Raw genomic sequence first — 25,931 nt, forward strand, 5'->3', positions numbered from 1 at the left:
GCTCCGCTCGGTTGGTTCAGCGCGGTGGTCGTTGACGGGCACCCGCCGCGATCCTACTTTGACGACAGGTGTCCTCAGTTCTGGAGGGAGCACCGATGTCGAAGCCGACACCGCTCGGTCCGGACTCGCTCATGTGGCGCTACTTCGGCGACTGGCGCGGCCTGCTGCTGGCGCTGTGGGCCGGGTCGATGCAGAACATGCACCCGCAGCTGGGCGCGGGCGTCGAGCAGCACTCGCAGTTCTTCGACGAGCGCTGGGAACGGCTATTCCGGTCCCTGTACCCGATCGGCGGGGTGATCTACGACGGCCCGCGCGCCGAGCAGACCGCGCGGCAGGTGCGCGGCTACCACGACACGATCAAGGGCGTCGACAAGCACGGGCGGTCCTACCACGCGCTCAACCCGGACACCTACTTCTGGGCGCACTCGACGTTCCTGGTGATGCCCATCCTGATCAACGAGCACTTCGGCGAACCGCTCACCGAGGAGCAGAAGGAGCAGATCTACGCCGAGGGCGTGCAGTGGTACCGCCTGTACGGGATGAGCATGCGCCCGGTGCCGCCGGACTGGCCGAGCTTCAAGGCGTACTGGGACCGCATGTGCCGCGAGGTGCTGGAGGACAACAAGGCCACCCGCGACGTCCTGGACATCTCACGGATCGGCAAGCCGCCCGCGCTGCGCTGGCTGCCCGCGCCGCTGTGGAAGCTCGCCCGCATCCCGATCAGCCGCGGCTTCGTCTGGCTCACCGTCGGTGTCTACGACCAGGCCATCCGCGACAAGCTCGGCTACCGGTGGACCGCGCGCGACGAGCGGCTCCTGCGCCTGCTGGGGCGCGCGCTCGCCGTCGCCTGGCGCCTGGTGCCGTTCGAGCTGCGGTACCACCCGCGCGCCCGCGCGGGCTGGCACCGCGTGCGCGGCAAGACCCCGGCCGATGCGCCGCTGGTGGAAACCCCGTCCCGCTACCTCCCGCCGCCGGACCGCCGCGACGACCCCAAGCACTACTCGCCCGCGCAGACCGGCTGAAACCAGGTGACTCCTGGTGGCGGTACGCGCCCGCGCCGGTGCGTGCTGTGATCACCAGTGGTGAACCGCCGCCTCACCGCTATGTTCGCGCGCGCTCGTGCGCCCGCGATGGGAGGAGGTCGTTGATGATCCGTCGCACCTGCGCGGTCGTCGCCGCGCTCATGTTGGCCCTCACCCCGGCAGCCGCCGCGGCCGAGGTCAAGCCGGTGGCCACCGGCTTGGACATCCCGTGGGGACTGGCGTTCCTGCCCGACGGCTCGGCGCTGTTCACCCAGCGCGACACCGGGCAGATCATGTCCCTCAAGGACGGTCAGGTCGCCGAGGTGCAGAAGGTCGAGGACTCCGAGCCGACCAACGGCGAGGGCGGGCTGATGGGCCTGGCCGTGTCGCCGCAGTTCGAGTCCGACCAGACGGTGTTCGTCTTCTACAGCACCAGCGAGGACAACCGGATCGCGAAGCTGCGCCTGGGTGAGGCACCGCAGCCGATCCTGACCGGCATCGAGAAGAACCGCTACCACAACGGCGGCCGGCTGGCGTTCGGCCCGGACGGCATGCTCTACGCCGCCACCGGCGACGCCCAGGACAAGCCCAGCGCGCAGGACCCGAACTCGCTCAACGGCAAGATCCTGCGGATGACCACCGACGGGAAACCGGCCCCGGACAACCCGTTCGGCGACTCGCTGATCTACTCGCTGGGCCACCGCAACCCGCAGGGCCTGGGCTGGGACGACGCGGGCAGGCTGTACTCCTCGGAGCTCGGCGACGCGACCTGGGACGAGGTCAACCTGATCGAGGGCGGCAAGAACTACGGCTGGCCCGAGTGCGAGGGCGAGTGCGGCAACGACGAGTTCACCGACCCGCTGGTGACCTGGCCGACCCGCGAGTCCTCGCCCAGCGGCCTGGCGGTGCACGACGGCAACATCTACGTCGCGGCCCTGCGCGGCCAGCGCCTCTGGCAGATCCCGCTCAACGGCGACGGCTCGGTCGGTGAGCCGACCGCGCTGCTCGCCGGCGAGTACGGCCGCCTCCGCACGCCGGTCTCGGCCCCGGACGGCACCCTCTGGGTGACGACCTCCAACCAGGACAACAACGGAAACCCCGGCCCCGACGACGACCAGATCCTCAGCGTCACCCCGTAACACCGGCGAACGCCCCTCCAGCCGATCCCCGAGACCAGCAGGAGGGGCGTTCGGTCACCGCTTGCCGCCTCGGCGCTTCAGCGTGCGGTCGTAGTCCTTGAAGCGCGCTTTGGCGATCACCGATCGGTCCGCGGTGCGCAGCACGATTCCTTCCGCCGCACCGCAGGCACCTTCGTCGAGCGCGCTGCGGGTGCGAGGGAGGTGCTCGCCGAGGAAGTCGCGGGTCTTGTCGAGTTCGGTGGGAAGCTCGGCGGCGTCCACGGAGAACAGTCGCGGAGCGAGCGGCACGTCGTCGCGCTCGGCGAGCCCGGTCAGCTCGGATTCGGTCAGGAACGGCTGGCCACCGCTATCCCGCCACTCCGACAGCTTCTGCGGTGGCAGCGCCATGATCTCGCGGTAGTCGCCGATCACGACCGCGTCGAAGATCCGGAAGCCCACGGTGCGCGCACCGGTGTACTGCTTGCTCGCCGCGGTGACCTTCCCGCCGTACACCTCGAGGTAGTGCACCCGGATGACGTCCTCGGTGACCGGTGCGATCGTCTCGGCCAGCGGCTGCAGGGCCGCCACGATGCCCTGTGCCGGGTTGCCGATGAGATCTCCCTTGGCGTAGAGGAGTTCTTCCCGGCTGCCGAGCAGGTAGCTGCCGTCGGGCAACGAGATGATCCGCGCGTTGGTGCCGTCGATCTTCTCGGTGCCGATCACCTGTCCCGAGTACTCGACGACGGAGTCGAGCAGACCGCCGTTGGACGGGTCGAGCTCGTGGTAGGTCGGGATGGACGGGTACTTGGTGAGCGAGTTGAGCGCGGAGAGATCCGTGCTCCGCAGGTCGAAGGTCATCGCAGGTCCAACTCTTGCCTGTCGTCGCGGGATGTGGAACGCGGCGATCATGGCACGGGAACTCCGCGGCGCGCAGCGAATTTCGCGCGTTCGACCGCAAGGCGCGGCACCGTGATCACCTGGCCGCTGACCGGCGAGCTTCATCGCAGGTGCATCCGGTCGGCTGGAACTATGCTGCGGCGCATGGTGAACAGGTCTCCCGGCGACATGATGGCCGCCGTGACCGAGAGCATGCGGGAACGGACCGGCAGGTCGCTGGAGGAGTGGGTGCGGCTCGTCCAAGCCGAAGGGCCCGATCCGCTCGACCAGAAGGCCGTGCGCGGCTGGCTCAAGGAGCAGCACGGCATCCCGCAGAACTCGCAGTGGGCGATCGCGGACGCCGCCGCTCGGGCCGCGGGCTGGGAGCGGCCGACGGTCGAGGACTACATCGACGGCCAGTACGAGGGCGTGAAGGCTGCACTGCGGCCGATCTTCGACCGGGTCCGCGAACTGGCCGAGGCCCTCGGCGACGTCGCGGTGGAGGGCCGGAGCACCTACACGCCGTTCGTCCGCGCTCGCCAGTTTGCCGCGGTCGCCGCCACCAAGACCCGGGTGGACCTCGGGCTCCGCTTCGTGGAGGCGCCGGACTCACCCCGGCTGAAGCCGTCCAAGGGGCCCGGCCAGTCGACCCACAAGATCGCCCTGACCACCTCTGACGACGTCGACGCGGAGGTCGAATCGCTCCTCGAAGCAGCCTACGGCCAGAACGGCTGACCGCCTGCCGATGGCACCTCCCGCCGGGCGAGAGGTGCCATCAGGATGGTCAGCTCTCGAGGTACCAGTCCCGGGGCGGGTTGGAGACCTCGGGGATGGTGCGGTCGACGCCGGGCCTGGCCGCCCAGGTGATTCCGTTGGCCAGGACTCTCCTGATCTCCGGCTGGTTGTAGACCGGGTAGCGCTCGTCGCCGGGGCTGAAGTAGAAGATCCGGCCCTTGCCGCGGTTGAAGGTCACTCCGGAGCGGAAGACCTCGCCGCCGGTGAAGGAGCTGATGAAGATCAGTTCGTCCGGGGCCGGGATGTCGAAGAACTCGCCGTAGGTCTCCTGCTCCGGGATCACCAGCGGGTTCGGGATCCCTTCGGCGATCGGGTGCGTCGGGTCCACCGTCCACACCACCTCGCGCTCGGCTGCGTTGCGCCAGCTCAGCGAGCAGGTGGTGCCCAGCAGGCGGGTGAAGATCTTGGAGAAGTGCCCGGAGTGCAGGACCAGCAGGCCCATGCCGCCGAGCACGTGCCGCTGCACCCGGTCCACCACGGCGTCGTCGACCTGGCCGTGCGCCTTGTGGCCCCACCACAGCAGGACGTCGGTGTCGGCCAGCACCTCTTCCGGCAGCCCGTGCTCGGGATCGCTGAGCAGGGCGGTGCGCACGGTGGCGTCCGGGAGCTGCTCGCGGATCCCGGACGCGATCGCGCCGTGGATGCCGTCGGGGTAGTACTCGTCCATCCCGGCCGGGTCCTGGGTGGACTCGTGCACGCCTTCGTTCCAGACGGTGATGCGGAGCTTGCTCACTCGACCACGATCTCCTTGTTCTCGGCGGCGGACTGGTAGCAGGCGTCGATGACGCGGGCTCGCTTCAGGGCGAGGGAGCCGTCGTTGGCGGGCCACCGGGCCGGGTCGCGGAGGACGTCGATGAAGTTCTCCACCACTCCGGCGTGCGCGCGGCCCGGCTCGGCCGCGGGCTGGTAGTCGGCGATGTCACCGTCGGCGTCGCGGTACACGTGCAGGTCGCCGACCGCTGCCTTGGTCGCTCCGACGGCTTTGAGCTCCGCGCCGCCGTCGGTGCCCAGGACGCTGAAGTCGATCAGGTCGTCCGGGCTGCGGAACGCCGCCCAGGAGGTCTCCAGCACCAGCGTCGCACCGCCCTCCAGGCGCACGAACGCCGCCGCGAAGTCCTCGACCTCGTACTCGGAGACGCTCTGGTCGGCCGTTTCCCGCTTCATGCCGCCGATCCCGCGGTGGCCGAGCTCGGAGTAGGTGACCGCGTTGACCGACAGCACGCGCGGCTCGCCCAGCAGGAACAGCGCGTAGTCCAGGACGTGCACGCCGATGTCGGCCAGCGGGCCGCCGCCGGACATCTCCTGGTTGGTGAACCAGCTGCCCAGCAGCGGGATGCCGCGGCGGCGCATCCACGACGCCTTCGCGTAGTACGGCCGACCCAGATCGCCGCGCCCGATGATCTCGCCGAGCGCCTGGATGTCGCCGCGCAACCGGTGGTTGAACACCACGTCCAGCACCCGGCCCGCGGAGCGGGCGGCCTCGACCATCTGCTGGCCCTCGACCCCGTTGCGGGCCAAGGGTTTCTCGCTGAGCACGTGCAGCCCGCGCTTGAGCGCGGCGATCGCGATCGGTGCGTGCAGGAACGTCGGCACCGCGATGCTGACCGCGTCGAGGTCGGGCACCTCCAGCAGCTTCTCCCAGCTCTCGAACAGCATCGTCGCGCCGTACTGCTCGCCGAGCGAGCGCAGCAGTTCCGGTTCCTTGCCCGCGATCGCGACGATCTCGACATCCGGCAGGTCGCGGTAGGCGGCCAGGTGCTGCTGGCCGGCCCAGCCGATGCCGATGACGCCGACCCGGATCGGACTCATGGATGCGGTCTCCTTCACCTTTGACGGGTGGTTTCAGCCTTTGATCGCTCCGGCGGTTAGGCCGGCGACGATGCGCTTCTGGAACAGCAGCACCAGCAGGAGCAGCGGGAGGGTGACGATCACCGAGGCCGCGCTGATGGTGCCGATGGGTTGCTCGAACTCGTTGGTGCCCGCGAAGAACGCGATCGCCACCGGCACCGTGCGGGAGGTCGGCGTGGAGGTCAGGGTGACGGCGAGCAGGAACTCGTTCCACACCGAGATGAACACCAGGATCGCGGTGGTGGCGATGCCGGGCACCGCCAGCGGCAGGATCACCTTGCGGAACGCCTGGAACGGGGTGGCGCCGTCGATCAGCGCGGATTCCTCGAGCTCGAAGGGGATTTCGCGGAAGAACGAGGTGAGCACGAAGATCGCCATCGGCAGCGCGAAGGTGAGCTTCGGGATGATCAGCCCGGGCAGCGTGTCGTAGATGCCCAGGTCGCTCCAGATCTTGAACATCGGCGCCGCGATCGCGATGACCGGGAACGTGGTCACCGACAGCACCGCCGCGAGGATCAGGCCCTTGCGGGGCAGCGCGAGCCGTGCCAGCGCGTAGGCGGCGAACGACGCCAGCAGCAGCGCCAGCGAGGTGGTGACCACGCCGACGATCACCGAATTGCCCAGCGCGGTCAGGAACTTCCCGTCCTGCAGCACTTCGAGGTAGTTCTGCAGCGATGGCGCGGTGGGGAACAGGCTGCCCGAGGAGAGCTCGGCGCCGGTCTTCAGCGAGGTGTTGATCAGCCAGTAGAACGGCACCAGCGAGGCCAGCATCACCAGCACGGCGAAGGCCAGCGTCAGCGGCCGGAGCCGCTGGCGGTCCCGCGGCAGGGCCGGTGCGGTGGTCTTGACGGGGACGAGGACGGTCGCCATCAGCGCTCCTTCGCGACGTCGCGGATGTTGCCGCCCGCGAAGCGGATGTAGACCAGCGACACCACCATCACCGTGGCGAAGGTCAGGATCGACAGCGCCGAGCCGGGGCCGATCAGCCGTCCCTCGCGCAGTTCCTGGTAGGCGAGCATGGACATGGTCTCGGTGCCGCTGGCTCCCTTGGTCAGCACGAACGGCAGGTCGAAGATGCGCAGCGCGTCCAGCAACCGGAAGATCGCGGCCAGCGCGATCGCCGGGCGCAGCAGCGGCAGCGTGACCCGCCAGAAGGTCTGCCAGCGGCTCGCCCCGTCCAGGTCGGCGGCCTCGTAGACGTCGGGTGGGATGACCTGCAGCCCGGCCAGCACGAGCAGCGCCACGAACGGTGCCGTCTTCCACACGTCGGCGACGATGATCACCGTCATCGCGTAGCCGGGTTCGGCCAGCCACACGTGCTCGCCGCCGGGCAGGCCGAGCGCGCGCAGCACGCCGGTGACGAGGCCGAGGTTGGTCTCGAACATCGCCTGCCAGGTGATCGCCGAGACCACCGTGAGCACGGCGTAGGGGACCAGCAGCGTGGAGCGCAGCAGACCCCGCCCGCGGAAGGCCAGGTTGAGCAGCAGGGCCATCGCGACGCCGAGCACGATCTCCAGGAACACCGACACGATCGCGAAGAGGAACGTCTGGCGGAACGCCGCCCACCACTCCGGCGAGGTCAGCGCGTGCCAGTAGTTGGTCAGCCCGACGAACTGGGACAGGTCGGCCTGCCGGACGCTGTAGACGTTCAGCGACAGCCACACCGCGTAGCCGATCGGCACCGCGGCCACCAGGAACATCACCACCAGCGCGGGCGAGACCATCCACACCGCGGTGCGCCGCTGCTGCTGGTCGACCCGGCGGCGCTGCCGGGTCGGTGTCGTCGTGGTCATCAGAAGGTCTCCTGGGCGGTCCGGACGTCCTCGGCCATCTTCCGCACGCCCGATTCCACGTCGGTCTGCCCGGAGATCACCTGGTAGACGTTGCGGTAGACGGCGCGGGACAGCTGCGCGTACACCGGCGACTTCGGGCGCGGCTTCGCGCTGAGCACCGACTGCTTGAGCTGCGGGATGAACGGCAGCTCGGCGATCACCTGCGGGTCGTCGTAGGTGGCGGCGTGCACCGGGGCCTGGGAGTGCTCCAGCACCATGATCTTCTGGAACTCGGCGCTGGTGGCGTAGTCGATGACGGCCACCGAACCGGCGGGGTTGTCGGCCTTGGCCGCGACCGCGAGGTTCCAGCCGCCGAGCACCGCAGCCGGCCGGCTGTGCTCGTCGAAGGCGGGCAGCGCGGCCACCGCGGTGCCCGGACCGGCCCCGGTCTGCTCGATCTGCTTCAGCGCGCTCGGCCACTGCCGCAGGTATCCGGCGCGGCCGGACTCGTAGGCCCGCCGCCCGCCGTCCTCGTCGTAGGTCAGGCTCGCCCGGTCGACCGCTCCCGACTCCAGGCCCTCGGTCAGCAGCCGGAGCACGGCGCGGGTCTGCGGCGAGTCGACGGTGACGTTGCCGCGCTCGTCGATCACCGACCCGCCCGCGGAGTAGAGCATCTCCAGGAAGTTCACCGTGAGGCCCTCGTAGCGCTTGCCCTGCATCTCCACCTGGTGCTGCGGGTCGGCAGCGGCGCTGGCGTAGACCTGCGACCAGGTGGTCGGCGGTGGTACCCGGTCCTGGCGGTAGAACAGCAGGCCCGCGTTGGTGTAGAGCGGCACCGCCCAGAAGCGCCCGTCGTAGCGCGCGGTCTCCAATGTGGACGGTATGAGGTCGCTGCGGTGCGCTTCGACCAGCCTGCTGTGGTCCTGGATCCAGCCCTGCGCGGCCCACTCGCTGACCCAGGTCACGTCCATCAGGTAGATGTCGCAGCCGCGGGAACCGCCTTCGAGGCGCTGGATCGCTTGCGTCCGGGTCGAGTCGGTGTCCTGCCCGATCTCCAGGTAGTGCGCGGTGACGCCGGTGTCCTTGGCGTTGAACGACTCGGTGAGCTTCGAGTACGTTCCGTTGTCCCGGTTGCCGCAGATCGTCACGTCTCCAGCGGCGCCGTCGGCGATCGCGGGATCCAGCACGGGGGCTTGTGGTGCGTGCTCGCCGATCGGGCCGGTGGCCGGGGCGCTGACGCAGCCGGTGAGGGTGATCGCTGCGGTGGTGGCGAGAACCGCCCACGCGGGCGTGCGTCTCAGCTGCATGGTCTCTCCGCTTCGCGGGGTCCGTCGGTGGTGGTACCCGGGGCACTGCGGCGTGAGACGCTCAAATGGTTAGTCGCGGGAACGCGGGGTGTCAAGGGTTTTCCCGCAGCAGGCCGCGAATCCCGTCGGCGGAGAGCACGTTCTCGATGCCCGCCACCACCGCGCCCGCCAGCCCCGCGGAGCGGCCGAGCGTGCTGTTGGCCAGCGACAGGTGCCGGGTCGCCAGCGGCAGGGCTCGGCGGTAGACCACGCTGCGGATCCCGGCGAGCAGGTCGTCGCCCGCAGAGGTGATGAGTCCACCCAGGACGATCCGCTTCGGGTTGTAGAAATGCACCAGCATGGCCACGACCTCACCGATCGTCGCCGCGGCCGTGCGGACCTGTCGCACTGCCGTGGCATCGCCGTCGCGCAGCAGCCGCGCCAGGTCCTCCACGCTGCGCGGACCGCCCTGCTCGGTGCGCAGCGCGCGCAGCACCGCGTCGGCGGAGGCGACGGCCTCGACGCAGCCGACGTTGCCGCACTGGCAGACCACGTCGTCGGCGCCCGGCACCCGGATGTGCCCGATGTCGCCTGCGGCGCCGTCGGAACCGCGGTGCAGCTCTCCACCTGCCGAGACGATGCCGCCGCCTATGCCGGTGCCGACCTTCAGGAACAGCAGCGGGGCTTCCTCGACCGGCAGCGCGCGGGCCTCGCCGAGCGCCATCAGGTTGACGTCGTTGTCCACCGCGGCGGTGCAGGCGAACCGGGAGGCCATCGCGTCGCCGACCGGGAAGCCGTCCCAGCCGGGCATGATCGGCGGTCGCACCGGCATGCCCATCCGCGGATCCACCGGGCCGGGCAGCCCCATCACCAGCGCTTTCACCTTCTCCAGCGGCATCCCGGCGTCGGCCAGCAGCTTGCGCAGGTGGTCGGTGAGCACGTCCAGCGAACGTTCCGGGCCGACCGAGATCTCCAACTCCACCTCGCCCTCGGCGAGCACGTCCTGGCCGAGGTCGGCGACCGCGAGCCGGGTGCTGTGCACGCCGACGTCGGCGGCGAGCACGACGCCGGCGCGCGGGGCGATCGCCAGCCGGTGCGCCGGGCGGCCCCTGCCACCGCTGCCGACCGGGCCGCGTTCGACGACGACCCCGGCCGTGATCAGCGCGTCCAGGTGGCTGTGCACTGTGGACCGCGACAGGCCGGTGGCGCGCACCAGCTCGACCCTGCTCTCGGCCGCACCCGAGGCGATCAGTCGCGCCAGGCTGCTGTGCACCAGGTTGTCGTCGGTCCGTCCGGACGTCCTCGGCACCGCCAAGCGGACCGGTTCCCATCCCATCGTCGCAGCTCCCGCCCGAAATACCGCTAATTTATGACTGAAAAGAAAATAAATATTAGCTCTTGTCGGTCAAAAGATGGAGATCTAGTTTTGACCTCGACGTAAATCGGGCGTGAGACACCCGCAGAAGTCAACTGATCCGATGAAGGAGGCTCCCCGTGAGCCCTGGACCGTCCGGGCGCGGCGTGGCCATCTTGGGCGCCGGGATGATCGGCGAAGTGCACCGCCGCGCGGCGCTGCTCGCCGGAGCCGACGTGGTCGGCGTGCTGGCGTCCTCACCGGCGCGCTCCGGCGAGGTGGCCGAGCGCTGGAGTGCGTCGGCCTACGGCGAGCTCGCCGACGTGCTGGCCGACGACCGCGTCGACGTCGTGCACATCTGCACGCCCAACGCCACCCACGCGCCGTTCGCCGAAGCCGCGCTGCGCGCCGGCAAGCACGTGATCTGCGAGAAGCCGCTGGGGATCTCGCTCGCCGAGGCCGAGCGCATGGCCGCCGCGGCCGGTGCGAGCGACCGGATCGCCACGGTCCCGTTCGTCTACCGCTACCACCCCGTGGTGCGGGAGATCCGGGCGCGGCGCCTGGCGGGGGAGTTCGGCGCCTGGAACCTGCTGCACGGCAGCTACCTGCAGGACTGGATGCTCTCGCCGGACGCCTCCAGCTGGCGCGTCGACCCGGAGCTGGGCGGTGCGTCGCGGGCCTTCGCCGACATCGGCTCGCACTGGTGCGATCTGGTGCAGTGGGTGTCGGGGGAGACGTTCACCGATCTGCTCGCGGCGCTGAGCATCGCGATCCCGACGCGCCCGGCCGCGGCCGGGCCGACCTTCGCGGGCCCCGCCGAGCACTCCGGCGACCGGGTCGAGGTGCGCACCGAGGACTCCGCGGCGCTGCTGCTGCGCACCGCCTCCGGCGTGCTGGGCTCGGCGACGATCTCGCAGGTCGCGGCCGGGCGGAAGAACCGGTTGTGGTTCGAGCTCGACGGCGCCCGCGGCAGCGCGGTCTTCGACCAGGAGGAGCCGGAGCGGATCTGGCTCGGCGGCACCGACGGCAACCGCATCCTGGTGCGCGACCCCGAACACGGGTCGCCCGAGCAGCGGCGGCTGTCGACGCTGCCCGCCGGCCACGCGCAGGGCTACGCCCAGTGCTTCGAGGCGTTCGTCGCGGACACCTACGCCGCGATCGACGGCGGCAGCCCGGATGGTCTGCCCACGTTCGAGGACGGCCTGCGCTCGGCGCGGCTGGTCGACGCCGTCCTCCGCTCGGCCCGCAACGGTTCCTGGACGAAGGTGTGATGATGCAGCTCGGAATGCTCACCGCGTGCCTCCCGCAGTGGTCGCTGGACCGGATCGCCCGCTGGGCGAAGCAGGCCGGTTACGAGGCGCTGGAGGTGGCGGTCTGGCCCGGCACCGGCGGCCGCGACTTCGAGGCGGCGCACCTGCCGGTCGCCGACTTCGGCCCGCGCGAGGTCGAGGAGACCCTGGCGCTGTTCGACGAGCACGGCCTGGCGCTGTCGGCCTTCGCCTACTACGAGAACAACCTGCACCCGGATCCGGTGCGGCGCGAGGAGATCCGCACCCACCTGCGGCACGCGATCGACGCCGCGCAGGCGCTCGGCGTGCCCTACGTCGGGACCTTCGTGGGCCGCGACTGGACGAAGCCGGTGGCCGACAACCTCGCCGAGGCGGAGCGGATCTTCCCGGAGCTGGTGGACTACGCGGGCGAGCGCGATGTGAAGATCATCGTGGAGAACTGCGTGATGGAGGGCTGGCACCCGGACGGCTACCCCGGCAACCTGGCGTACTCGCCGGAGCTGTGGGAGTGGATGTTCGGCCTCGGCCTGTACCTGAACTGGGATCCCTCGCACCTGACCTGGATCGGCATCGACCCGGTGGAGACGATCGCGCCTTACATCGACCGCATCGTGCACGCCCAGGCCAAGGACGTGGAGCTGGACCCGGTCGCGCGCAACCGGTACGGCTTCTTCGGCAAGGCCGACAAGGGCGGCGACCCGTGGGACATGGGCTGGTGGCGCTTCCGCGTGCCGGGCCTGGGTCAGGTCGACTGGCGGCGCGTGGTGGACCGGCTCTACGAGCACGGCTTCACCGGAACTCTCTCGGTGGAGCACGAGGACCCGGTGTGGAGCGGCGACGACGAGCGCATCACGCACGGGCTGGACTTCGCGCACCGGACCCTGCGTCCGCTGATCGCCGGCTGACCGGGGGTGGCGGTGCTCTCCGTTCAGCTCTACAGCGTTCGCGACCAGCTCGCCGCCGACCGGCCCGCGACCCTGGCGAAGCTGGCCGCGATCGGCTTCCGCCACGTCGAGCCGTTCGGCCTCGGCTCCCCGGACCGGACACCGGCCGAACGCCTGACCGCGGCCCGGTCCCTGCGCACGGACCTGGACGCGGCGGGCCTGGCGGTCTCGGCGGTGCACGCCGGACTGCCCGGAGATCTCGCGGAACTCGAAGAGGAGTGCGCGATCCTGGGCGCGGACACGGCGTTCGTCCCGCACCCGCGCCTGGTCCCGGGCTTCGGCGAGGAGACCTTCGCCGACCCGGCCCGGGTCGACGCCTTCGCCGATGTCCTCGGTGCGGCAGCCGAATCGGCGGAGCTGCGCCTGGGCTACCACAACCACTGGTTCGAATGGGCCCGGCTGCCCGACGGCACCACCGGCTACGACCGGTTCTGGCAGCGCACGAGCGCAAGCCTGCTCGCCGAGCTGGACGTCTACTGGGCGGTCGCGGCGGGCGCCGACCCGGCGGCGGTGCTGGCCTCGCTCGGGGACCGGGTGATCGCCGTCCACCTCAAGGACGGCCCGGCGGAGCCGGGAGCACCGCAAACGCCGATCGGCACCGGCCGCGTCGACATCCCGGCTGTTCTCCGCGTCGCACCCGGAAACCCCTGGCACGTGGTCGAAATCGACACCACGGACCTGGACCCGTTCGACCTCCTCGCCGCCAACGCCACCACCCTCACCTCCATCTGAGCGAGAGCGCGGGCTCGCAGCTTGAACGCCGTCGCCCGATGGTCGGCGGGGAGTGCGCGAGGTCGAGAAGAGCACGTTGGCGGGGCCGAGCAACCCGGCAGTCGTCCCACACGAGGCACCTCTTGGCAACTGCACGAAGTGTCCTTCACCGCGTTTGCCGTCGCTGGATCGGGTGACGGGTCGGCGCGGGGGACCGGGTTGGGGCGGGTTGGTGATGATGATGGTTCGCATGGCTGAGAACGGGGCGAACGGGGTCGGCAGTGGACGGCGCGGGGACGAGGCGGATCGCGCCGAGCGGTTGGAGCGGACGCGGACCGGTGGCATCTGGGTTTCGGTCGTCATCGCCGCGGTCGTGCTCGTGTTCCTGCTCGTCTTCATCCTGCAGAACTTCGACTCCGTGACCGTGCGGTTCCTGTGGACCGCGGGCACGCTGCCGCTGGGCGTGGCGATGCTCTTCTCCGTGCTGGCCGGTGCGTTGCTGGTCGCGCTCATCGGCACGGCGCGGATCCTGCAGCTGCGGCGCTCCGCCAAGCACCGCGCGGTCAAGCCGGAGTGAACGGGGTCGTGCGCGGATCTCCCGAGGGGCTGGGAGATCCGCGCACGACGTGCCGGGTCACTGCGTGGTGAACCCGCCGTCGATCGACAGGCTGGCGCCGGTGATGAAGCTGGCCTCGTCGCTGAGCAGGAACGCCGCGAACGCGGCGATCTCCTCGGGCTGGGAGATCCGGCCCACCGGGTGCAGGGCGGCGATCTGCGCTTCGCCCTCCGGCGTCGCGCCCATGCTGCTGCGGAACGCCGGGGTGTCCACCGCGGCGGGGGCGATGGCGTTGACGCGGATTCCTCGCGCGGCGTTCTCCAGCGCGACCGCCTTCGTCAGGCCGACCACGCCGTGCTTCGCCGCCACGTAGGGCGAAACGCTGCCCATGCCCACCAGACCCAGGTTCGAGGCGTTGTTGAGGATCGCCCCGCCGCCGGAGGCGAGGATCGCCGGAACCTGGTGCTTCAGACCGAAGTAGACACTGCTCAGGTTGAGCTCGATGTCCGCCTGCCAACCGTCCGCGGCGATGTCCTGCACAGCGCCGAACGCGTTGATCGCACCCGCGTTGTTGAACGCGCCGTCGAGCCGGCCGAACTCGTCCACCGCCGCGCGCACCAGCGCTTCGACCTCGGCTTCCACCGTCACATCGGTGGGCACGAACAGCGCCCGGCCGCCCGCCGCGCTGATGTCGGCCGCCAGTTGCTCACCGACGTCCTTGCTGCGAGCTCCCAGGACCACCGCCGCACCTTCGGCGGCCAGCCGCCGGCTCGTGGCCTCGCCGATGCCGGAGGTGGCTCCGGTGACCAGGACCACTTTGGACTCGAAACGCGCCGTGTTCATCTCTTCCTCGAATGTTCGCCGTGATCGGATGAATCCCATGCTCGTCGCGCGTCGGCATCAGTGCTGGCGGTAATCAGCCATCGCGTTGGGGCGTCGAATCACCGCGTGGCGCTTCGGCGAGCGAGATGCTGTTGCCGTCCGGGTCGAGGACGACGACGTGCCGCACACCGTTGTCGTAGGTCTCCACCGGCTCGTGGCCGATGCCGTGGGCGGCGAGCCGCGCCAGGACGTCGTCCAGCCCCGTCACCTCGATGGTGATCAGCGCGCCACCCGCGCGATCGCGCTCGGCGACGAAGATCCACGCGGTGTCGCTGATCGACCAGAGCGCTTCGTCACCGACCACTTCGTCCGCCGGGCGGCCGAAGAACACCGCGAACCACTCGAGAGCCGCGTTCCGGTCGGTCACCGGCACACCGCAGTAGACCCGCGTCATCGATCCCATGCTCGCTCCTCCCGGTCCGGTCCGGATGCAGACCGGCCGCAGGAGCGGAACTCATCGGGAAGCCGGGCTACCGGATTCCTTCGCGGCGCAGGCGCTGGGCCAGTTCGGCGGTGACCTTGGTCAGGAGCTCGCCGGTCTTGCGGGCCTTCGCGTCGGTGGTCTGGTCGATCGGCATCGAGCAGCTGATCGCGTCGGTGCCCGGGATGCGGTACGGGACGACCGCGGCCACGCAGCGGATCCCGGGCGTGCCCTCCTCCACCTCGGCCGCGTAGCCGCGTTCGCGGGCGGTGGCGCAGGCTTCGTCCAGCTGCTCCAGCGACACCAGGGTGTTCTCGGTCAGCGTCGGCAGCGGCTTCGGCAGCAGCGCGGCGACTTCCTCGCGCGTCAGCTCCGCCAGCAGCGCCTTGCCCAGCGCCGTGGCGTGCGCGGGCAGCGTGCGGCCGATCTTGGAGGTCAGGTAGGTGGATCGCTGCGATTCGCGGGTTTCCAGGTAGACCACCTGGCTGCCGACCAGGCGCGCGTAGTGGGTGGTGAACCCGGTCTGCTCGCGCAGCTCCTCCAGGGCCTCGGTGGCGAAGCGGATCGCCGGGTCGCGGTCCAGGTAGGCGGTGCCGCAGATCAGGGCCCGCGCACCCAACCGGTACCGGGTGTTGCTGGAATCGGACTCCAGCCAGCCCGCGTCCAGCAGCGTGCGCAGCAGCCCGTGCAGGCTGGAGCGCGGGAAGCCGGTCTTGGCGTGCAGGTCCGACAGCGACAGCCAGGAGGGGTGCGCGGCGAAGGCCTCGACCAGGTCGATCGCGCGCCGCGCCGACTTCACCCCGGCCGCTTCGGATGCGCTGCCAGCGGCTGCCGGTCGGGCCATGTCCACGTCCTCCTCCATCGCTGCACCACTGCGTTCACGATCCTAGTAGGGCCGGTACTCCGTTCGCATACATGAACGTTGTTCATCGGAATCGGCGCGGACAGGTGCTGAGTGCGGCACCCGGCCGGTGCCGGAGCGGCGGTCCCGGCGTCCGGATGCGATTTCAATGGAAATCGGACGTCTGACGGACATACATCAGAACGGGATCCCGGAGACCAGACGGCGTCTGAGGTTCCGCCACCCGCACCGCCACGCAGAACGAGGATGGAAAAACTTCAATGGAAATCGCCTCAGTTCGGGATGCCGAGCGGGGCGGTGGTGAAGGGGCCGCCGAGGTAGCGGTGCTGTTCGCCCGGCGGGAGTTCGGCGGCGAACCGCTCCGCGTCGTCTTCGGGCAGGTAGCCCAGTTCCGCGGCCTCGTCCGGTGAGCAGACCTGGCGGGTGTTGGCCGAAACGCCCCAGACGACCCGGTATCCGGGCGCCGGGTGGGTGAGGCAGGCTTCGAACAGCCGCGCTCCGTCGTCCGGCGACATCCACAGCGACAGCGCGCGCACGTCGGCCGGGCGCTCGAAGCAGGAGCCGATGCGGACGCAGATGACGTCCATGCCGAAGCGCGAGTGGTACAGGCTGCCCAGGGCTTCGATCGCCGCCTTGCTCACGCCGTAGTAGGTGTCCGGCCGGGGTGGCGAGTCGGCGGGCAGTCCGCCGGGACCGGCGTCGGCCACTTCGCGGAAGCCGGCGGCGTGGTTGCTGGAGGCGAGCACGACTCGTCCGACACCGGCTGCGCGGGCCGCCTCCAGCACCGTGTGGGTGCCGTCGATGTTCACCGAAAGCGTTTCGCGCCAGCTGTTCTCGCGGCTGTGCCCGCCCAGGTGCAGCACGGCGTCGACGTCCCGGCAGGCCGCGGCCATCACCTCCGGATCGGTCAGCGAGCCGTGAACCAGCTCCACCGCCTCGTCCGGTTGCGGCGGCGGGAGCGGGGCGATGTCCAGCAGGCGCAGGATCCGGTCGGGCCGGCGCAGTCGCGGCCGCAGCAGCGTGCCGATTCCGCCCGCCGCGCCGGTGATCAGGATGCGTTGCGTCAACTTGCCGCTCCCTTCGGTTGACACGTGATCTGGGTCATACTAGCGTTTCGCGGCAGAATTCCAATGAACGAACTTATTCGATAACCAGTCCATCGTTCAAGTATGTGAACGGCGAAGGGGTCGGGCCGGTGCACGCTCTCGACTGGGCAATGGTGTGCGGTTACTTCGGGCTGATGGTGCTCATCGGCTGGTGGTCGCACCGCAGGGTCAAGACCGACGCGGACTTCTTCATCGCGGGCGGCCGGATGCCGTGGTGGCTGGCCGGGATCTCCCACCACATGTCCGGCTACAGCGCGGTGATGTTCGTGGCCTACGCCGGTGTCGCCTACACCGACGGCGTCACGGTGTACTTCTGGGGATTCGCCAGCATCGGCATCGGCGTGGCGATCGGCGCCTGGCTGTTCGCCGCCAGGTGGAACCGGCTGCGCACCAGGTTCGGCGTGGCCTCGCCGCTGGAGTTCCTGGCCCGCCGCTACAACGTCCCGGCGCAGCAGGTGCTGGCCTGGAGCGGTTCCTCGCTGAAGGTCTTCGACGTGGCCTCGAAGTGGTTCGCGGTGGCCGTCCTGCTGAACTCCTTCGCCGGGGTGCCGCTGCTGTGGGGCATCGTGATCACCGGCACGGTCACCCTGCTGTACTGCACCGCCGGTGGCCTGTGGGCCGATGCGCTCACCGACTTCGGCCAGTTCGTCATCCAGGCGGCGGCGGGCATCGTGATGATCTGGGCGGTGCTGGACGGGCTCGGCGGCATCTCCGGGCTGTGGACGATGTGGGACCGGCTGCCCGCCGGGCGCACCTCGCCGGTCACCGGTGACTACACCACCGTGTTCCTGCTGGTGTACGTGCTGGTCAAGACGCTGGAGTACAACGGGGGGATGTGGAACCTGGCGCAGCGCTACATGGCCGCGCCCGGTTCCCGCGAAGCCCGCCGCGGTGCGCTGCTGTCCTCGGCGCTGTACCTGCTCTGGCCGCTGGTGCTGATGTTCCCGATGTTCGCCGCGCCGCTGTTCGTGCCCGGCCTGGAGGACCCGACCACGTCCTACGCGGCGATGACCCAGGCGCTGCTGCCGCCCGGCATGATCGGGCTGGTGCTGGCGGGGATGTTCTCCCACACCATGGCCATGGTGGCCTCCGACGCCAACGCGATCTCGGCGGTGATCACCCGCGACATGCTGCCGGTGCTGTGGCGCAAGGCGCGCCGCTTCACCGAGCACCAGCGGTTGCGCACCGGGCGGATCGCGACGTTCAGCTTCATCGTGCTGAGCATGGTGGTGGCCACGCAGGCGCAGCACCTCGGCGGTGTGCTGTCCATCGTGGTCTCCTGGGTGGCCGCGCTGATGGGACCCATCTCGGTGCCGCTGCTGCTGGGCATGCTGCCGTGGTTCCGCCGCTGCGGCGCACGCGCGGCGATCGTGTCCTGGGCGGGCGGGCTGCTCACCTACGGCGTGCTCTACTACGGCCTCGACGCCGACCAGACGGCCACTGTGGCCACCCCGATCCTGGTCTCCCTGGTCCTCTACATCGGACTGGGACTGGTCGCCTCGGAGCGCACCGAGCAGATCGACGAGATGCTGGAAGTGCTGGACGACGAACCGGCGATCAGGAGCTGACGTGCAGGTCACCGGATACAGCTACCCGTGGGACGTGGACGCGGACTTCCTGGGCCGCGCAACGGAACTCGGCGTGGACGAGGTCGCCGTCGCGGTCGCCTACCACAGCGCGCGGGCCGCGACGCCGTGGTCGAAGCGCGGGACCAGCGTCCTCGCCCGGCACGCCGCGCTGTACCGCCCGGTGCGCGCCGGGTGGGGCGTGCTGCGTCCGGCACCGGCCGACTGGGTGGATTCACCGGACAGCGCGGGCGATGCGATCCGCTCGCTGACCGGCGCAGGCATCCCGGCCGCGGCCTGGCTCGTGCTCACCCACAACTCGTTGCTGGGCAGCGCTTTTCCGGAGTACAGCGTGCAGAACTGCTTCGGCGAGCACTACCCGTGGGCGCTGTGCCCGGCGCACGAGGAGGTGTGCGAGTTCGCGGCCCGGCTGACCGCGGAAGCGCTCACCGACCTGGACGTGCGGACGGTGGTGCTGGAGGCGTGCGGACAGCTCGGCGCCGTGCACCAGCACCAGCACGAGAAGACCGACGCGGTGTGGTCGCCCGAGGCGGTGCGGGTGCTGTCGGTGTGCTGCTGCCCGGCGTGCACCGAGAGCTGGGCCGAGCGGGGGATCGATCCGGTCGCGACTCGCGAACTGCTGCGAAACGAAGCGCTACGGCTCATCAGCGGCGAGCAGGCCGAAAACCGGTTGCCCGCCGAGGTCCGGGCCGTGCTGCTGGACACCCGGCAACGCGCCACCGACCGGCTGCGGCAGGAGGTGTGCAAGCAGATCGGCGCGCAGCGGCGAGTGCTCCTGCACGCCAGCGCGGATCCGTGGGCGACGGGAGCGCTGCCGGGCCTTACCCCCGCGGCGGCCGGAGAGGTGGACGGAGTCGTGGTTCCGTGCTGGAAGCCCTCGGGCCTGGCCGAGGTGGCTTCCGCGAGCGCCGTGAGCTCCGCGGACATCGGTGCCTACGTGACGGCGGTCGGCCCGGAAGTGCCTGACATGACGCAGTACGTGCGAGAACTCCGCGCCGCCGGCGCGGACGAACTGCACCTCTACCACCTCGGCCTGGCCGGTCCCGCGCGTTGGCCGCACCTGCGCCGCGCCGTCGAGGAAGCGCACCGGGCGGGGTGAGAGCTCGCCGACCTCGACGGGTCGGTGGTGGTGGGCCGGGGGCTCGGAACACTTGGCGGCGGGAACGAGCCCCCGGCTCCGCTACGCGTCCGGCTGCCGCGAGTGGGAGAAGCCGGTCCGCGCGGTCACGACAGTCAGCGCGTTCTGGATTCGGCGACGCGGAAGTCGCGGAACTGGGCGTTCACGTCCTTGCTCGGGCCCCAGGAGGTGTCGTGGCCGCCGAAGAAGGTGGAGAAGAAGATTCCCGAGAACGGGATGTCGGCGATCTCGCGGATGCCCTGCTCGTTGAGCACTTCCCGCCCGTCGTACCAGATGGTGATGGTGCCGTTGGTGCGGTCCACCGCCTGCTCGACGGTGTGCCACTGGTCGTCGGCCTGCCAGAGCCACGAGCCCAGTCCGACGTCCTCGCCGTAGCCGTCGCCCATCGACGGGTCGTAGACGTACACCGTGGCCTTCGGCTCGTCGCTGCGGATCCGCCACATGTAGCGGGTCGACCACGCGTCGCCGTGCTCGCCACCGCTGGCCTGCCCGGGCGGGCCGCCGTAGAGGCCCGGCAGCTTCCCGCCGCGCTGCCCGAAGTCCCAGTCGGCGGGGAAGCGCACCTGGTAGCTCAGGTGCAGCACCGGCGCGTCGGCCAGGTCGTCGCGGCCGATCGAGCGGAAGTCGGTGTAGAACTGGCCGCCGCCCTCGCTCGGGCAGTCGCCGCACGACGGTGCCGAGGAGCCCTTGCCGTAGAAGACGTCGAGCTCCTCGCCCTGCGGGTTCATCCGGTCGAAGCCCCAGTCGCCCTCGGCGACGAAACCCCACTGCTGCTTCCAGGAATCGCTCGGGAAGTCGGCGAAACCGCCGCTCCACGGCTCGGCCGCGGGGGAGGCCCCGCCGGGAGCCGCCGACAGCGCCAGCAGCGCCGCCATGGCGATTCCGGTCAGCCCGGTCAATCGTCGTTTCCGCACGTCGTCCACCTCGCATCGGTAGTGCTTCGATGTCGACCGGGCGGCGGAGCGGTCCACGCCGGGAAGATCCCGGCGGATTCCCAGCACACACCAGCAACGGCCGGTCGGTCAACCCGCCGTTGCGGGCATCCTTCCGGCTCGTTGACGATTTTTCCCAGATCCGACAAGGTGATCTGCGACCGGACTCCCGGTCCGCGGGCGTTCCGCCGCCGGCCCGTCGAACGGCTTCTGCGAGGAGGAACGATGTCGACCAGCAGACTGCGGCGGATCGCGGTGCTGACCGCCGGGCTCGCGCTGACCGCGACGGCGACGGCGGTCGCCGCCGAGCGCGCGGTGATCCCGGTGACCAATGCGGAGGAACTCGTCCAGGCCCTGGCGCAGGCCGAGCCCGGCGACACCATCGAACTCGCCCCCGGCAGCTACGACGGCACCTTCTTCACCACGCTCAGCGGAACCGAGGCGGCGCCGATCACGCTGACCGGGCCCGCCGATGCGGTGCTGTCCAACACGCAGAAGGGCTGCGACCCCAACGTCCCCGACGGCCGCGACGTCACCTACTGCGGATACGGCCTGCACCTCAACGGCGCGAACCACTGGCGCCTGCGCGGTTTCACCGTGGAGAAGTCGGCCAAGGGAATCGTGCTGGACCGCTCCAACAACAACGTCATCGACGGCGTGGAGGTGCGCGAGACCGGAGACGAGGGCGTGCACTTCCGGGCCACCAGCTCCGACAACGTCATCCAGAACTCCTACGTGCACAACACCGGCACCGAGCAGCCGCAGTACGGCGAGGGGCTCTACTTCGGTTCGGCGGAGAGCAACTGGGACAAGTACGGCGACGCACCCGGCCAGCCGGACCGCAGCGATCGCAACAAGGCGCTGGACAACCGCCTCGGCCCCGACGTCCGCGCCGAGCACGTGGACATCAAGGAGGGCACCGCGGACGGCGAGGTGCTGCGCAACTCCTTCGACGGGCAGGGCATGACCGGCCAGAACTCGGCGGAGAGCTGGGTCGGCGCCAAGGGCAACGGCTACCGGATCTCCGGCAACCGCGGGGTGAAGTCCTTCGAGCACGGCTTCAAGGTGATCCAGCGGGTCGACGGCTGGGGCTGCCGCAACGTGTTCCACGACAACCACGCCGATGTGCAGGCGGCCGGCTACGGCTTCCAGCTGCCGCACGACGAGCGCTGCGGCGACCAGCGCAACGAGGTCTACCGGGACAACACGGTGCTCAACGCCGGGTCCGGATTCTCCGATGTGGAGCCGATCGGATGACCGATGATTGGTCCGTCCGGCGGTAAGGAGCTGGGCTGGCGTGGTCGACGCACGAACTGTGCGGGACGACTCACTGCAAAGTGCAGTTCGATCACGATCGGATGATCTTAGTTCGATACAGTGCGTTCGCATGGGGGGAAAAGCGAGCGCGCCGAACGAGCGGATGTGCGGACACCGCGGTCGGAGGCGGAGAGGAGCCGGAGCAGCACGCTGATCGAGCAGCGCCTGGTGGCAGCGCGCCGGCCGTTCGCGGTCGCGCGCTGCATTTCGGCGTGGACGGTTTCCGCACGGGCCAGAACATTTGAGAGTGCATGGAAGTGACAACCCAGAACGAGCCCTTGGCTCCTCCTGAAAAATCGAGAAGACGCCGGGCCGGGCAGAACTCGATCCGGTCGCGGTTGACGTGGTCGGTCGTGATCCCGTGGATCGTCGTCTTCGTCCTCTGGGCGGTCGGCTGCGCCCTGTTCGCCTTCGAGGCCATCTACACCCAGGCCGTCGCCACCAGCGTCCGGCAGATGTCGCTGCCCGCGATGTCCGCGCTGGAGGAGGTCAAGAAGGAACGCCTGCTGACCCTCGAAACCGTTGAGCAGCCCGGGCGGGACTCGGCGGAACTGCTCGACCAGCAGCGCCGGACGGACCGCGCGGTCTCCGAGATGAACCGGATCGCCAGCGGTCTGATCGAATCAGCACCGGTGGAGATCCAGCGCGCGATGAACGAGCTGGTCGACAACCTGGAGCGGATGGAAGGCATCCGCGCCAGGCTGGTCTCCGGGCAGATCTCCAGCGGTGAGGTCGTCGACTTCTACGACACCCTCTTCGACACCGCCACCCGGATGGCCGACGTCCAGGCGCAGCTCACCCTCGACCCGGACACCCGGCAGGGCGCGATCGCCGCGACCGACCTGCTCCGCGCATCGGACATGTTCTCCCGCGAGACATCGCTGGTCGGCACCGTGCTCGACACCGGCCGGATGAGCGCCGAGCAGCACCGGCAGCTCACCCGCTACATCGACTCGTACCACAGCACGCTGGAGCAGAACGTTTCCAGCATGCACCCCGAGGTGCACACCCGGTACGAGAAACTGCTGGTCAGCCCGGCCTGGCAGCAGCTGGTCGCGGCCGAGGACCGGCTCATCGCCAACCCCGGCATGGACGGCGACGCGCTGCCGATCACGCGCGACGAGTGGCGCCGGGTCTCCAACGAGGTCGGCAACGAGCTCTCCGCGCTGGTGACCATGCAGGCGGACGAGGTCTCCGCCGCCGCGGTGGACCTCGGCGCGGACACGCTGTGGACGGTGCTGTGGGGCAGCCTCGCCGCGCTGGTGGTCGCGCTCGCGTCCTTCGTCTACGCCCGCCGCGTGTACCGGTCGGTGGTCGACGAAGCGCTTCTGACCCGGCTGCAGGGCCTGCGCACCGAGTCGCTGGTGATGGCGAACAAGCTGCCCGAGATGGTGCGGCGTTTGCGCGAGGGCGAAGCGGTCGACGTCAAGACCGAGACGGCGGCGCTGGACAACTACGGCACCGACGAGGTCGGCCAGGTGGCGCAAGCCCTCCAGCTGTTCCAGCGGCAGGCGATGGACGCCGCGGTCGGCGAGACCCGGGCGCGGCAGGGGGCGCGAGTGGTGTTCGTCGGCATGGCGCACCGCATCCAGCGGCTCCTGCGGCAGATGCACGGCACCATCGACCAGCTGGAGAAGAACGAGGAGAACTCGCTGCAGCTGGCCAAGCTGTTCGAGCTGGACAACTCCACCACCCGCGCCCGGCGCACGGTGGAGAACCTGCTGGTGCTCGGTGATCAGCAGCCGGGCCGCCGGTGGAGCCGGCCGGTCGCGCTGATGGACGTGCTGCGCTCGTCGATCTCCGAGATCGACCAGTACTCGCGGGTGGTCGTCGGCCACGTCCCGAAGGTGATGATCAACGGCGCCGCCGTCGGCGACACCATCCACCTGATCTCCGAGCTGATCGACAACGCCACCGCGTTCTCCCCGCCGAACACCCAGGTGCAGGTGGACGTCAAGGAGGTCGCGCGCGGGGTCGCGATCGACATCGCCGACCAGGGCCTGGGCATGAACGAGGAGACCCGGGACCGCGCCAACCAGATGATGTCCGCACCGCCGGAGTTCGACCGGCTGGTGCTGGAGAGCAACAAGGCCGAGCAGCTGGGCCTGTTCACCGCGGCGCGGCTGGCGCACCGCCGCGACATCGCCGTGGAGTTCGGCGTCTCGGCCTACGGCGGCACCCGGGCCACGGTGCTGCTGCCGAACCGGCTCCTGGACGCCGAGACCGAGCTGACCACGAGCAACGGCAGCGGGCCGCTCGGTGCCGGGAGCGGTGGTGAGGACAAGCTCGCGGCGGTGCCCAAGCCGCGCGAGCTGAGCTGGAACGGGGCCATGACCGACCAGCCGGAGCTCCCGGATCCGAAGCCGGCCGAAGCCGCTTACGAGTGGCCCAAGGCGGATCCGGCGCCCGATCCCGAACCGGCCCCCGCAGCGCCGGAGGAGGACCGGGGCAAGCCGAAGAACGCGCGGCCGCCGCTGCCCAAGCGCGTTCCCCAGCAGAACCTGGCAGACGGTTTGCGCGACGAGCCGGACCAGGAGGAGCAGGGCGTCGTCGCCACGCCCAGCAAGCTGGCCGGGTTCCGGCGGGCCTTCCGCGGCGGTTTCGGCGATACGCCGGGCGACCGCGAGTGAGCAGACCAGACAACGAGAAGTGTGTGAGGTGGGCATGACCGAAACCGCGTCGAAACTGAGTTGGCTGCTGGACGGCTTCGTGCAGGGCGTGCACGGTGCCGACCACGCAGTCGTGCTGTCCAACGACGGACTGGTGATCGCCAAGTCGGACGACCTGGACCGGGATTCCGCCGACAAGCTGGCGGCAGCGGCGTCGAGCATGCGCAGCATCGGCAAGGGCGTCAGCAAGGACTTCGGCCGCGGGCAGGTGGCGCAGACGCACGTCGAGATGGAGCGCGGCTTCCTGTTCGTCTCCGCCGCGGGCAGCGGCGCGTGCCTGGCCGTGCTGTGCGCGTCCGACGCCGACATCGAGCTGGTGGCCTACGAGATGGGCAGGCTGATCACCCGCGTCGGCAGCTTCCTGTCGGCCGCGCCCCGGGATGCGCGCGCTGCGGTGGCGGAAAGGACCTGACCGTGGACGAGGCGTGGTATGACGATGAGGCGGGCCCGATCGTCCGCCCGTACACGATCACGCGCGGTCGCACCCCGACCAGGAGCACCCGGCTCGACACGGCCAGCCAGGTGCTGACCGTCGAGCCGCGGCCGGAGACCCCGCGGCTCGAGCTCACCCCGGAACACCGCTGGATCCTGGACGCCTGCGCGCGTCCGGTGTCGCTGGCGGAACTGGCCGTGCAGCTGGGGCAGCCGGTCGGAGTGGTCCGGGTCCTGTGCGGTGACCTGCTCGACCACGGCGCCGTCTTCGTGCGCTCGCCTCGTACAGAAGTCAGCCGAGATATCTTGGAGCAGGTGTACCGTGGGCTTTCCAGACTCTAGCCTGGTCGAAAGACCTTCCGCCGCAGGCGGTTCCACCCCGGACCGGGAGGGCCCGGCCCCGATCCCGGTCAAGCTGGTGATCGCCGGTGGTTTCGGGGCGGGCAAGACGACGCTCGTCGGTGCGGTCAGCGAGATCCCGCCGCTGACCACCGAGGAGGAGATGACCGTCGTCAGCGAGGGCGTCGACGACCTCACCGGCCTCGAGCGCAAGACGACCACGACGGTCGCGCTGGACTTCGGGCGCATCACGATCTCCGAGGAGATCGTGCTGTACCTCTTCGGCGCGCCCGGCCAGGACCGGTTCTGGCCGCTGTGGAACGACTTGGCGCTGGGCGCGGCCGGTGCGGTGGTGCTGGTGGACACCCGCAAGCTGGAGGACGGGTTCGCCTCGATCGACTTCTTCGAGCGGCGCGACATCCCGTTCGTGGTGGCCGTCAACGTCTTCGACGACGCCTACCACTACGAGCCGGAGGAGCTCCGCGAGGCGCTCACGATCCCGCCGGAGGTCCCGGTCGTGCTGTGCGACGCGCGGGAGCGGGAGCGCGCCAAGGAAACGCTGCTCACCCTGGTGCGGCGAGCGATCGAGAAGATCCCGTCCACATGAGGTTTTCCAGGCTCGTTCTGCATTGCGGTGCGGGTAGCGGAACCTCAGCGCCCGCCTGGACTGCGGGTG

26 protein-coding genes are annotated in these 25,931 nt (G+C 70.1%); 14 read left to right on the top strand and 12 right to left on the bottom strand.

Annotated elements, in window-relative coordinates:
• The first annotated feature begins 95 nt into the window (after positions 1-95).
• A complete protein-coding gene (locus ATL45_RS29080; RefSeq protein WP_093156664.1) occupies positions 96-1,022 on the top strand; it encodes an oxygenase MpaB family protein in 927 nt (308 codons plus the stop codon).
• Positions 1,023-1,147: 125 nt separating this feature from the next.
• Positions 1,148-2,161, top strand: coding sequence for a PQQ-dependent sugar dehydrogenase (locus ATL45_RS29085; RefSeq protein WP_211841320.1), 1,014 nt, complete (start codon positions 1,148-1,150; stop codon positions 2,159-2,161).
• A 54-nt stretch (positions 2,162-2,215) separates the two neighbouring features.
• Here the strand turns inward: ATL45_RS29085 and ATL45_RS29090 are convergent, their stop codons facing one another.
• Complete coding sequence (locus ATL45_RS29090) at positions 2,216-2,998, bottom strand: RNA ligase family protein (protein WP_093156662.1); 783 nt, start codon at positions 2,996-2,998, stop codon at positions 2,216-2,218.
• A 183-nt stretch (positions 2,999-3,181) separates the two neighbouring features.
• On the opposite strand from ATL45_RS29090, the gene ATL45_RS29095 reads away from it, so the two are divergent.
• Positions 3,182-3,751: a DUF5655 domain-containing protein gene (locus tag ATL45_RS29095; RefSeq protein ID WP_093156853.1), complete on the top strand. Its 570-nt coding sequence runs from the start codon at positions 3,182-3,184 to the stop codon at positions 3,749-3,751.
• Positions 3,752-3,800: 49 nt separating this feature from the next.
• Here the strand turns inward: ATL45_RS29095 and ATL45_RS29100 are convergent, their stop codons facing one another.
• The 6 genes from ATL45_RS29100 to ATL45_RS29125 all read right to left on the bottom strand — a co-directional run bounded on the left by ATL45_RS29100 (position 3,801) and on the right by ATL45_RS29125 (position 10,053).
• Positions 3,801-4,544, bottom strand: coding sequence for a ThuA domain-containing protein (locus ATL45_RS29100; RefSeq protein ID WP_093156661.1), 744 nt, complete (start codon positions 4,542-4,544; stop codon positions 3,801-3,803).
• A complete protein-coding gene (locus tag ATL45_RS29105; protein ID WP_093156659.1) occupies positions 4,541-5,620 on the bottom strand; it encodes a Gfo/Idh/MocA family protein in 1,080 nt (359 codons plus the stop codon). Before ATL45_RS29105 ends, ATL45_RS29100 begins: the two co-directional genes overlap by 4 nt.
• Before the next feature lie 33 nt (positions 5,621-5,653).
• Positions 5,654-6,430, bottom strand: coding sequence for a carbohydrate ABC transporter permease (locus ATL45_RS29110; RefSeq protein WP_235863158.1), 777 nt, complete (start codon positions 6,428-6,430; stop codon positions 5,654-5,656).
• Positions 6,431-6,528: 98 nt separating this feature from the next.
• Positions 6,529-7,452, bottom strand: coding sequence for a carbohydrate ABC transporter permease (locus ATL45_RS29115; protein WP_093156656.1), 924 nt, complete (start codon positions 7,450-7,452; stop codon positions 6,529-6,531).
• On the bottom strand, positions 7,452-8,738 hold the full coding sequence (locus ATL45_RS29120) for an ABC transporter substrate-binding protein (protein WP_093156655.1): 1,287 nt from the start codon (positions 8,736-8,738) through the stop codon (positions 7,452-7,454). Before ATL45_RS29120 ends, ATL45_RS29115 begins: the two co-directional genes overlap by 1 nt.
• A gap of 91 nt (positions 8,739-8,829) precedes the next feature.
• Complete coding sequence (locus ATL45_RS29125) at positions 8,830-10,053, bottom strand: ROK family transcriptional regulator (RefSeq protein WP_093156654.1); 1,224 nt, start codon at positions 10,051-10,053, stop codon at positions 8,830-8,832.
• Positions 10,054-10,211: 158 nt separating this feature from the next.
• Here ATL45_RS29125 and ATL45_RS29130 point away from each other — a divergent pair, with 158 nt between their 5' ends.
• From ATL45_RS29130 to ATL45_RS29145, 4 genes are all read left to right on the top strand, one after another.
• Positions 10,212-11,342: a Gfo/Idh/MocA family protein gene (locus ATL45_RS29130; RefSeq protein WP_093156653.1), complete on the top strand. Its 1,131-nt coding sequence runs from the start codon at positions 10,212-10,214 to the stop codon at positions 11,340-11,342.
• Positions 11,342-12,265 (top strand): sugar phosphate isomerase/epimerase family protein, encoded by a 924-nt coding sequence (locus tag ATL45_RS29135; protein ID WP_246025608.1) that lies wholly within the window; start codon positions 11,342-11,344, stop codon positions 12,263-12,265. The genes ATL45_RS29130 and ATL45_RS29135 overlap by 1 nt, the downstream gene beginning before the upstream one ends.
• Positions 12,266-12,277: 12 nt before the next feature.
• Entirely contained in the window at positions 12,278-13,036 is a 759-nt protein-coding gene (locus ATL45_RS29140; RefSeq protein WP_093156850.1) for a sugar phosphate isomerase/epimerase family protein, read from the top strand.
• A gap of 229 nt (positions 13,037-13,265) precedes the next feature.
• On the top strand, positions 13,266-13,592 hold the full coding sequence (locus ATL45_RS29145; RefSeq protein ID WP_246025609.1) for a LapA family protein: 327 nt from the start codon (positions 13,266-13,268) through the stop codon (positions 13,590-13,592).
• Positions 13,593-13,649: 57 nt separating this feature from the next.
• On the opposite strand, the gene ATL45_RS29150 is transcribed toward ATL45_RS29145, so the two are convergent.
• The 4 genes from ATL45_RS29150 to ATL45_RS29165 all read right to left on the bottom strand — a co-directional run bounded on the left by ATL45_RS29150 (position 13,650) and on the right by ATL45_RS29165 (position 16,803).
• Positions 13,650-14,414: an SDR family NAD(P)-dependent oxidoreductase gene (locus ATL45_RS29150; protein WP_093156651.1), complete on the bottom strand. Its 765-nt coding sequence runs from the start codon at positions 14,412-14,414 to the stop codon at positions 13,650-13,652.
• A 73-nt stretch (positions 14,415-14,487) separates the two neighbouring features.
• Complete coding sequence (locus ATL45_RS29155) at positions 14,488-14,856, bottom strand: VOC family protein (protein WP_093156649.1); 369 nt, start codon at positions 14,854-14,856, stop codon at positions 14,488-14,490.
• A gap of 67 nt (positions 14,857-14,923) precedes the next feature.
• The gene (locus ATL45_RS29160) at positions 14,924-15,736 is read right to left on the bottom strand and encodes an IclR family transcriptional regulator (protein WP_093156648.1); all 813 of its coding nucleotides are present in this window, start codon (positions 15,734-15,736) and stop codon (positions 14,924-14,926) included.
• Between the two features lie 272 nt (positions 15,737-16,008).
• Positions 16,009-16,803, bottom strand: a complete 795-nt coding sequence (locus ATL45_RS29165) for an NAD-dependent epimerase/dehydratase family protein (protein ID WP_246025610.1) — start codon at positions 16,801-16,803, stop codon at positions 16,009-16,011.
• A 128-nt stretch (positions 16,804-16,931) separates the two neighbouring features.
• On the opposite strand from ATL45_RS29165, the gene ATL45_RS29170 reads away from it, so the two are divergent.
• Together ATL45_RS29170 and ATL45_RS29175 are read left to right on the top strand one after the other, a co-directional pair.
• The gene (locus ATL45_RS29170) at positions 16,932-18,410 is read left to right on the top strand and encodes a sodium:solute symporter family protein (RefSeq protein WP_093156845.1); all 1,479 of its coding nucleotides are present in this window, start codon (positions 16,932-16,934) and stop codon (positions 18,408-18,410) included.
• Between the two features lies 1 nt (position 18,411).
• Positions 18,412-19,527 (top strand): hypothetical protein, encoded by a 1,116-nt coding sequence (locus ATL45_RS29175; RefSeq protein ID WP_093156646.1) that lies wholly within the window; start codon positions 18,412-18,414, stop codon positions 19,525-19,527.
• Positions 19,528-19,661: 134 nt separating this feature from the next.
• Here ATL45_RS29175 and ATL45_RS29180 read toward each other — a convergent pair whose 3' ends face one another.
• Positions 19,662-20,480, bottom strand: coding sequence for a polysaccharide lyase (locus ATL45_RS29180; RefSeq protein ID WP_246025612.1), 819 nt, complete (start codon positions 20,478-20,480; stop codon positions 19,662-19,664).
• 243 nt (positions 20,481-20,723) lie between these two features.
• On the opposite strand from ATL45_RS29180, the gene ATL45_RS29185 reads away from it, so the two are divergent.
• The 5 genes from ATL45_RS29185 to ATL45_RS29205 all read left to right on the top strand — a co-directional run bounded on the left by ATL45_RS29185 (position 20,724) and on the right by ATL45_RS29205 (position 25,862).
• On the top strand, positions 20,724-21,755 hold the full coding sequence (locus ATL45_RS29185; protein WP_093156645.1) for a right-handed parallel beta-helix repeat-containing protein: 1,032 nt from the start codon (positions 20,724-20,726) through the stop codon (positions 21,753-21,755).
• A 413-nt stretch (positions 21,756-22,168) separates the two neighbouring features.
• Positions 22,169-24,445 (top strand): sensor histidine kinase, encoded by a 2,277-nt coding sequence (locus tag ATL45_RS29190; RefSeq protein ID WP_170210386.1) that lies wholly within the window; start codon positions 22,169-22,171, stop codon positions 24,443-24,445.
• 34 nt (positions 24,446-24,479) lie between these two features.
• Positions 24,480-24,896: a roadblock/LC7 domain-containing protein gene (locus tag ATL45_RS29195; protein WP_093156842.1), complete on the top strand. Its 417-nt coding sequence runs from the start codon at positions 24,480-24,482 to the stop codon at positions 24,894-24,896.
• A gap of 2 nt (positions 24,897-24,898) precedes the next feature.
• Positions 24,899-25,258 (top strand): DUF742 domain-containing protein, encoded by a 360-nt coding sequence (locus ATL45_RS29200; protein WP_093156642.1) that lies wholly within the window; start codon positions 24,899-24,901, stop codon positions 25,256-25,258.
• 1 nt (position 25,259) lies between these two features.
• On the top strand, positions 25,260-25,862 hold the full coding sequence (locus ATL45_RS29205) for a GTP-binding protein (protein ID WP_439332502.1): 603 nt from the start codon (positions 25,260-25,262) through the stop codon (positions 25,860-25,862).
• Positions 25,863-25,931: the final 69 nt, after the last annotated feature.

The organism is Saccharopolyspora antimicrobica, from assembly GCF_003635025.1.
Lineage (GTDB): Bacteria > Actinomycetota > Actinomycetes > Mycobacteriales > Pseudonocardiaceae > Saccharopolyspora > Saccharopolyspora antimicrobica.

Excerpts from the sequence above, each read along its gene's own strand:
- ATL45_RS29080 (WP_093156664.1), top strand. The coding sequence starts at position 96 with ATGTCGAAGCCGACACCGCTCGGTCCGGACTCGCTCATGTGGCGCTAC.
- ATL45_RS29085 (WP_211841320.1), top strand. The coding sequence starts at position 1,148 with ATGATCCGTCGCACCTGCGCGGTCGTCGCCGCGCTCATGTTGGCCCTC.
- ATL45_RS29090 (WP_093156662.1), bottom strand. The coding sequence starts at position 2,998 with ATGACCTTCGACCTGCGGAGCACGGATCTCTCCGCGCTCAACTCGCTC.
- ATL45_RS29095 (WP_093156853.1), top strand. The coding sequence starts at position 3,182 with ATGGTGAACAGGTCTCCCGGCGACATGATGGCCGCCGTGACCGAGAGC.
- ATL45_RS29105 (WP_093156659.1), bottom strand. The coding sequence starts at position 5,620 with ATGAGTCCGATCCGGGTCGGCGTCATCGGCATCGGCTGGGCCGGCCAG.
- ATL45_RS29110 (WP_235863158.1), bottom strand. The coding sequence starts at position 6,430 with ATGCTGGCCTCGCTGGTGCCGTTCTACTGGCTGATCAACACCTCGCTG.
- ATL45_RS29115 (WP_093156656.1), bottom strand. The coding sequence starts at position 7,452 with ATGACCACGACGACACCGACCCGGCAGCGCCGCCGGGTCGACCAGCAG.
- ATL45_RS29120 (WP_093156655.1), bottom strand. The coding sequence starts at position 8,738 with ATGCAGCTGAGACGCACGCCCGCGTGGGCGGTTCTCGCCACCACCGCA.
- ATL45_RS29125 (WP_093156654.1), bottom strand. The coding sequence starts at position 10,053 with ATGGGATGGGAACCGGTCCGCTTGGCGGTGCCGAGGACGTCCGGACGG.
- ATL45_RS29135 (WP_246025608.1), top strand. The coding sequence starts at position 11,342 with ATGATGCAGCTCGGAATGCTCACCGCGTGCCTCCCGCAGTGGTCGCTG.
- ATL45_RS29145 (WP_246025609.1), top strand. The coding sequence starts at position 13,266 with ATGGCTGAGAACGGGGCGAACGGGGTCGGCAGTGGACGGCGCGGGGAC.
- ATL45_RS29150 (WP_093156651.1), bottom strand. The coding sequence starts at position 14,414 with ATGAACACGGCGCGTTTCGAGTCCAAAGTGGTCCTGGTCACCGGAGCC.
- ATL45_RS29155 (WP_093156649.1), bottom strand. The coding sequence starts at position 14,856 with ATGGGATCGATGACGCGGGTCTACTGCGGTGTGCCGGTGACCGACCGG.
- ATL45_RS29160 (WP_093156648.1), bottom strand. The coding sequence starts at position 15,736 with ATGGAGGAGGACGTGGACATGGCCCGACCGGCAGCCGCTGGCAGCGCA.
- ATL45_RS29185 (WP_093156645.1), top strand. The coding sequence starts at position 20,724 with ATGTCGACCAGCAGACTGCGGCGGATCGCGGTGCTGACCGCCGGGCTC.
- ATL45_RS29195 (WP_093156842.1), top strand. The coding sequence starts at position 24,480 with ATGACCGAAACCGCGTCGAAACTGAGTTGGCTGCTGGACGGCTTCGTG.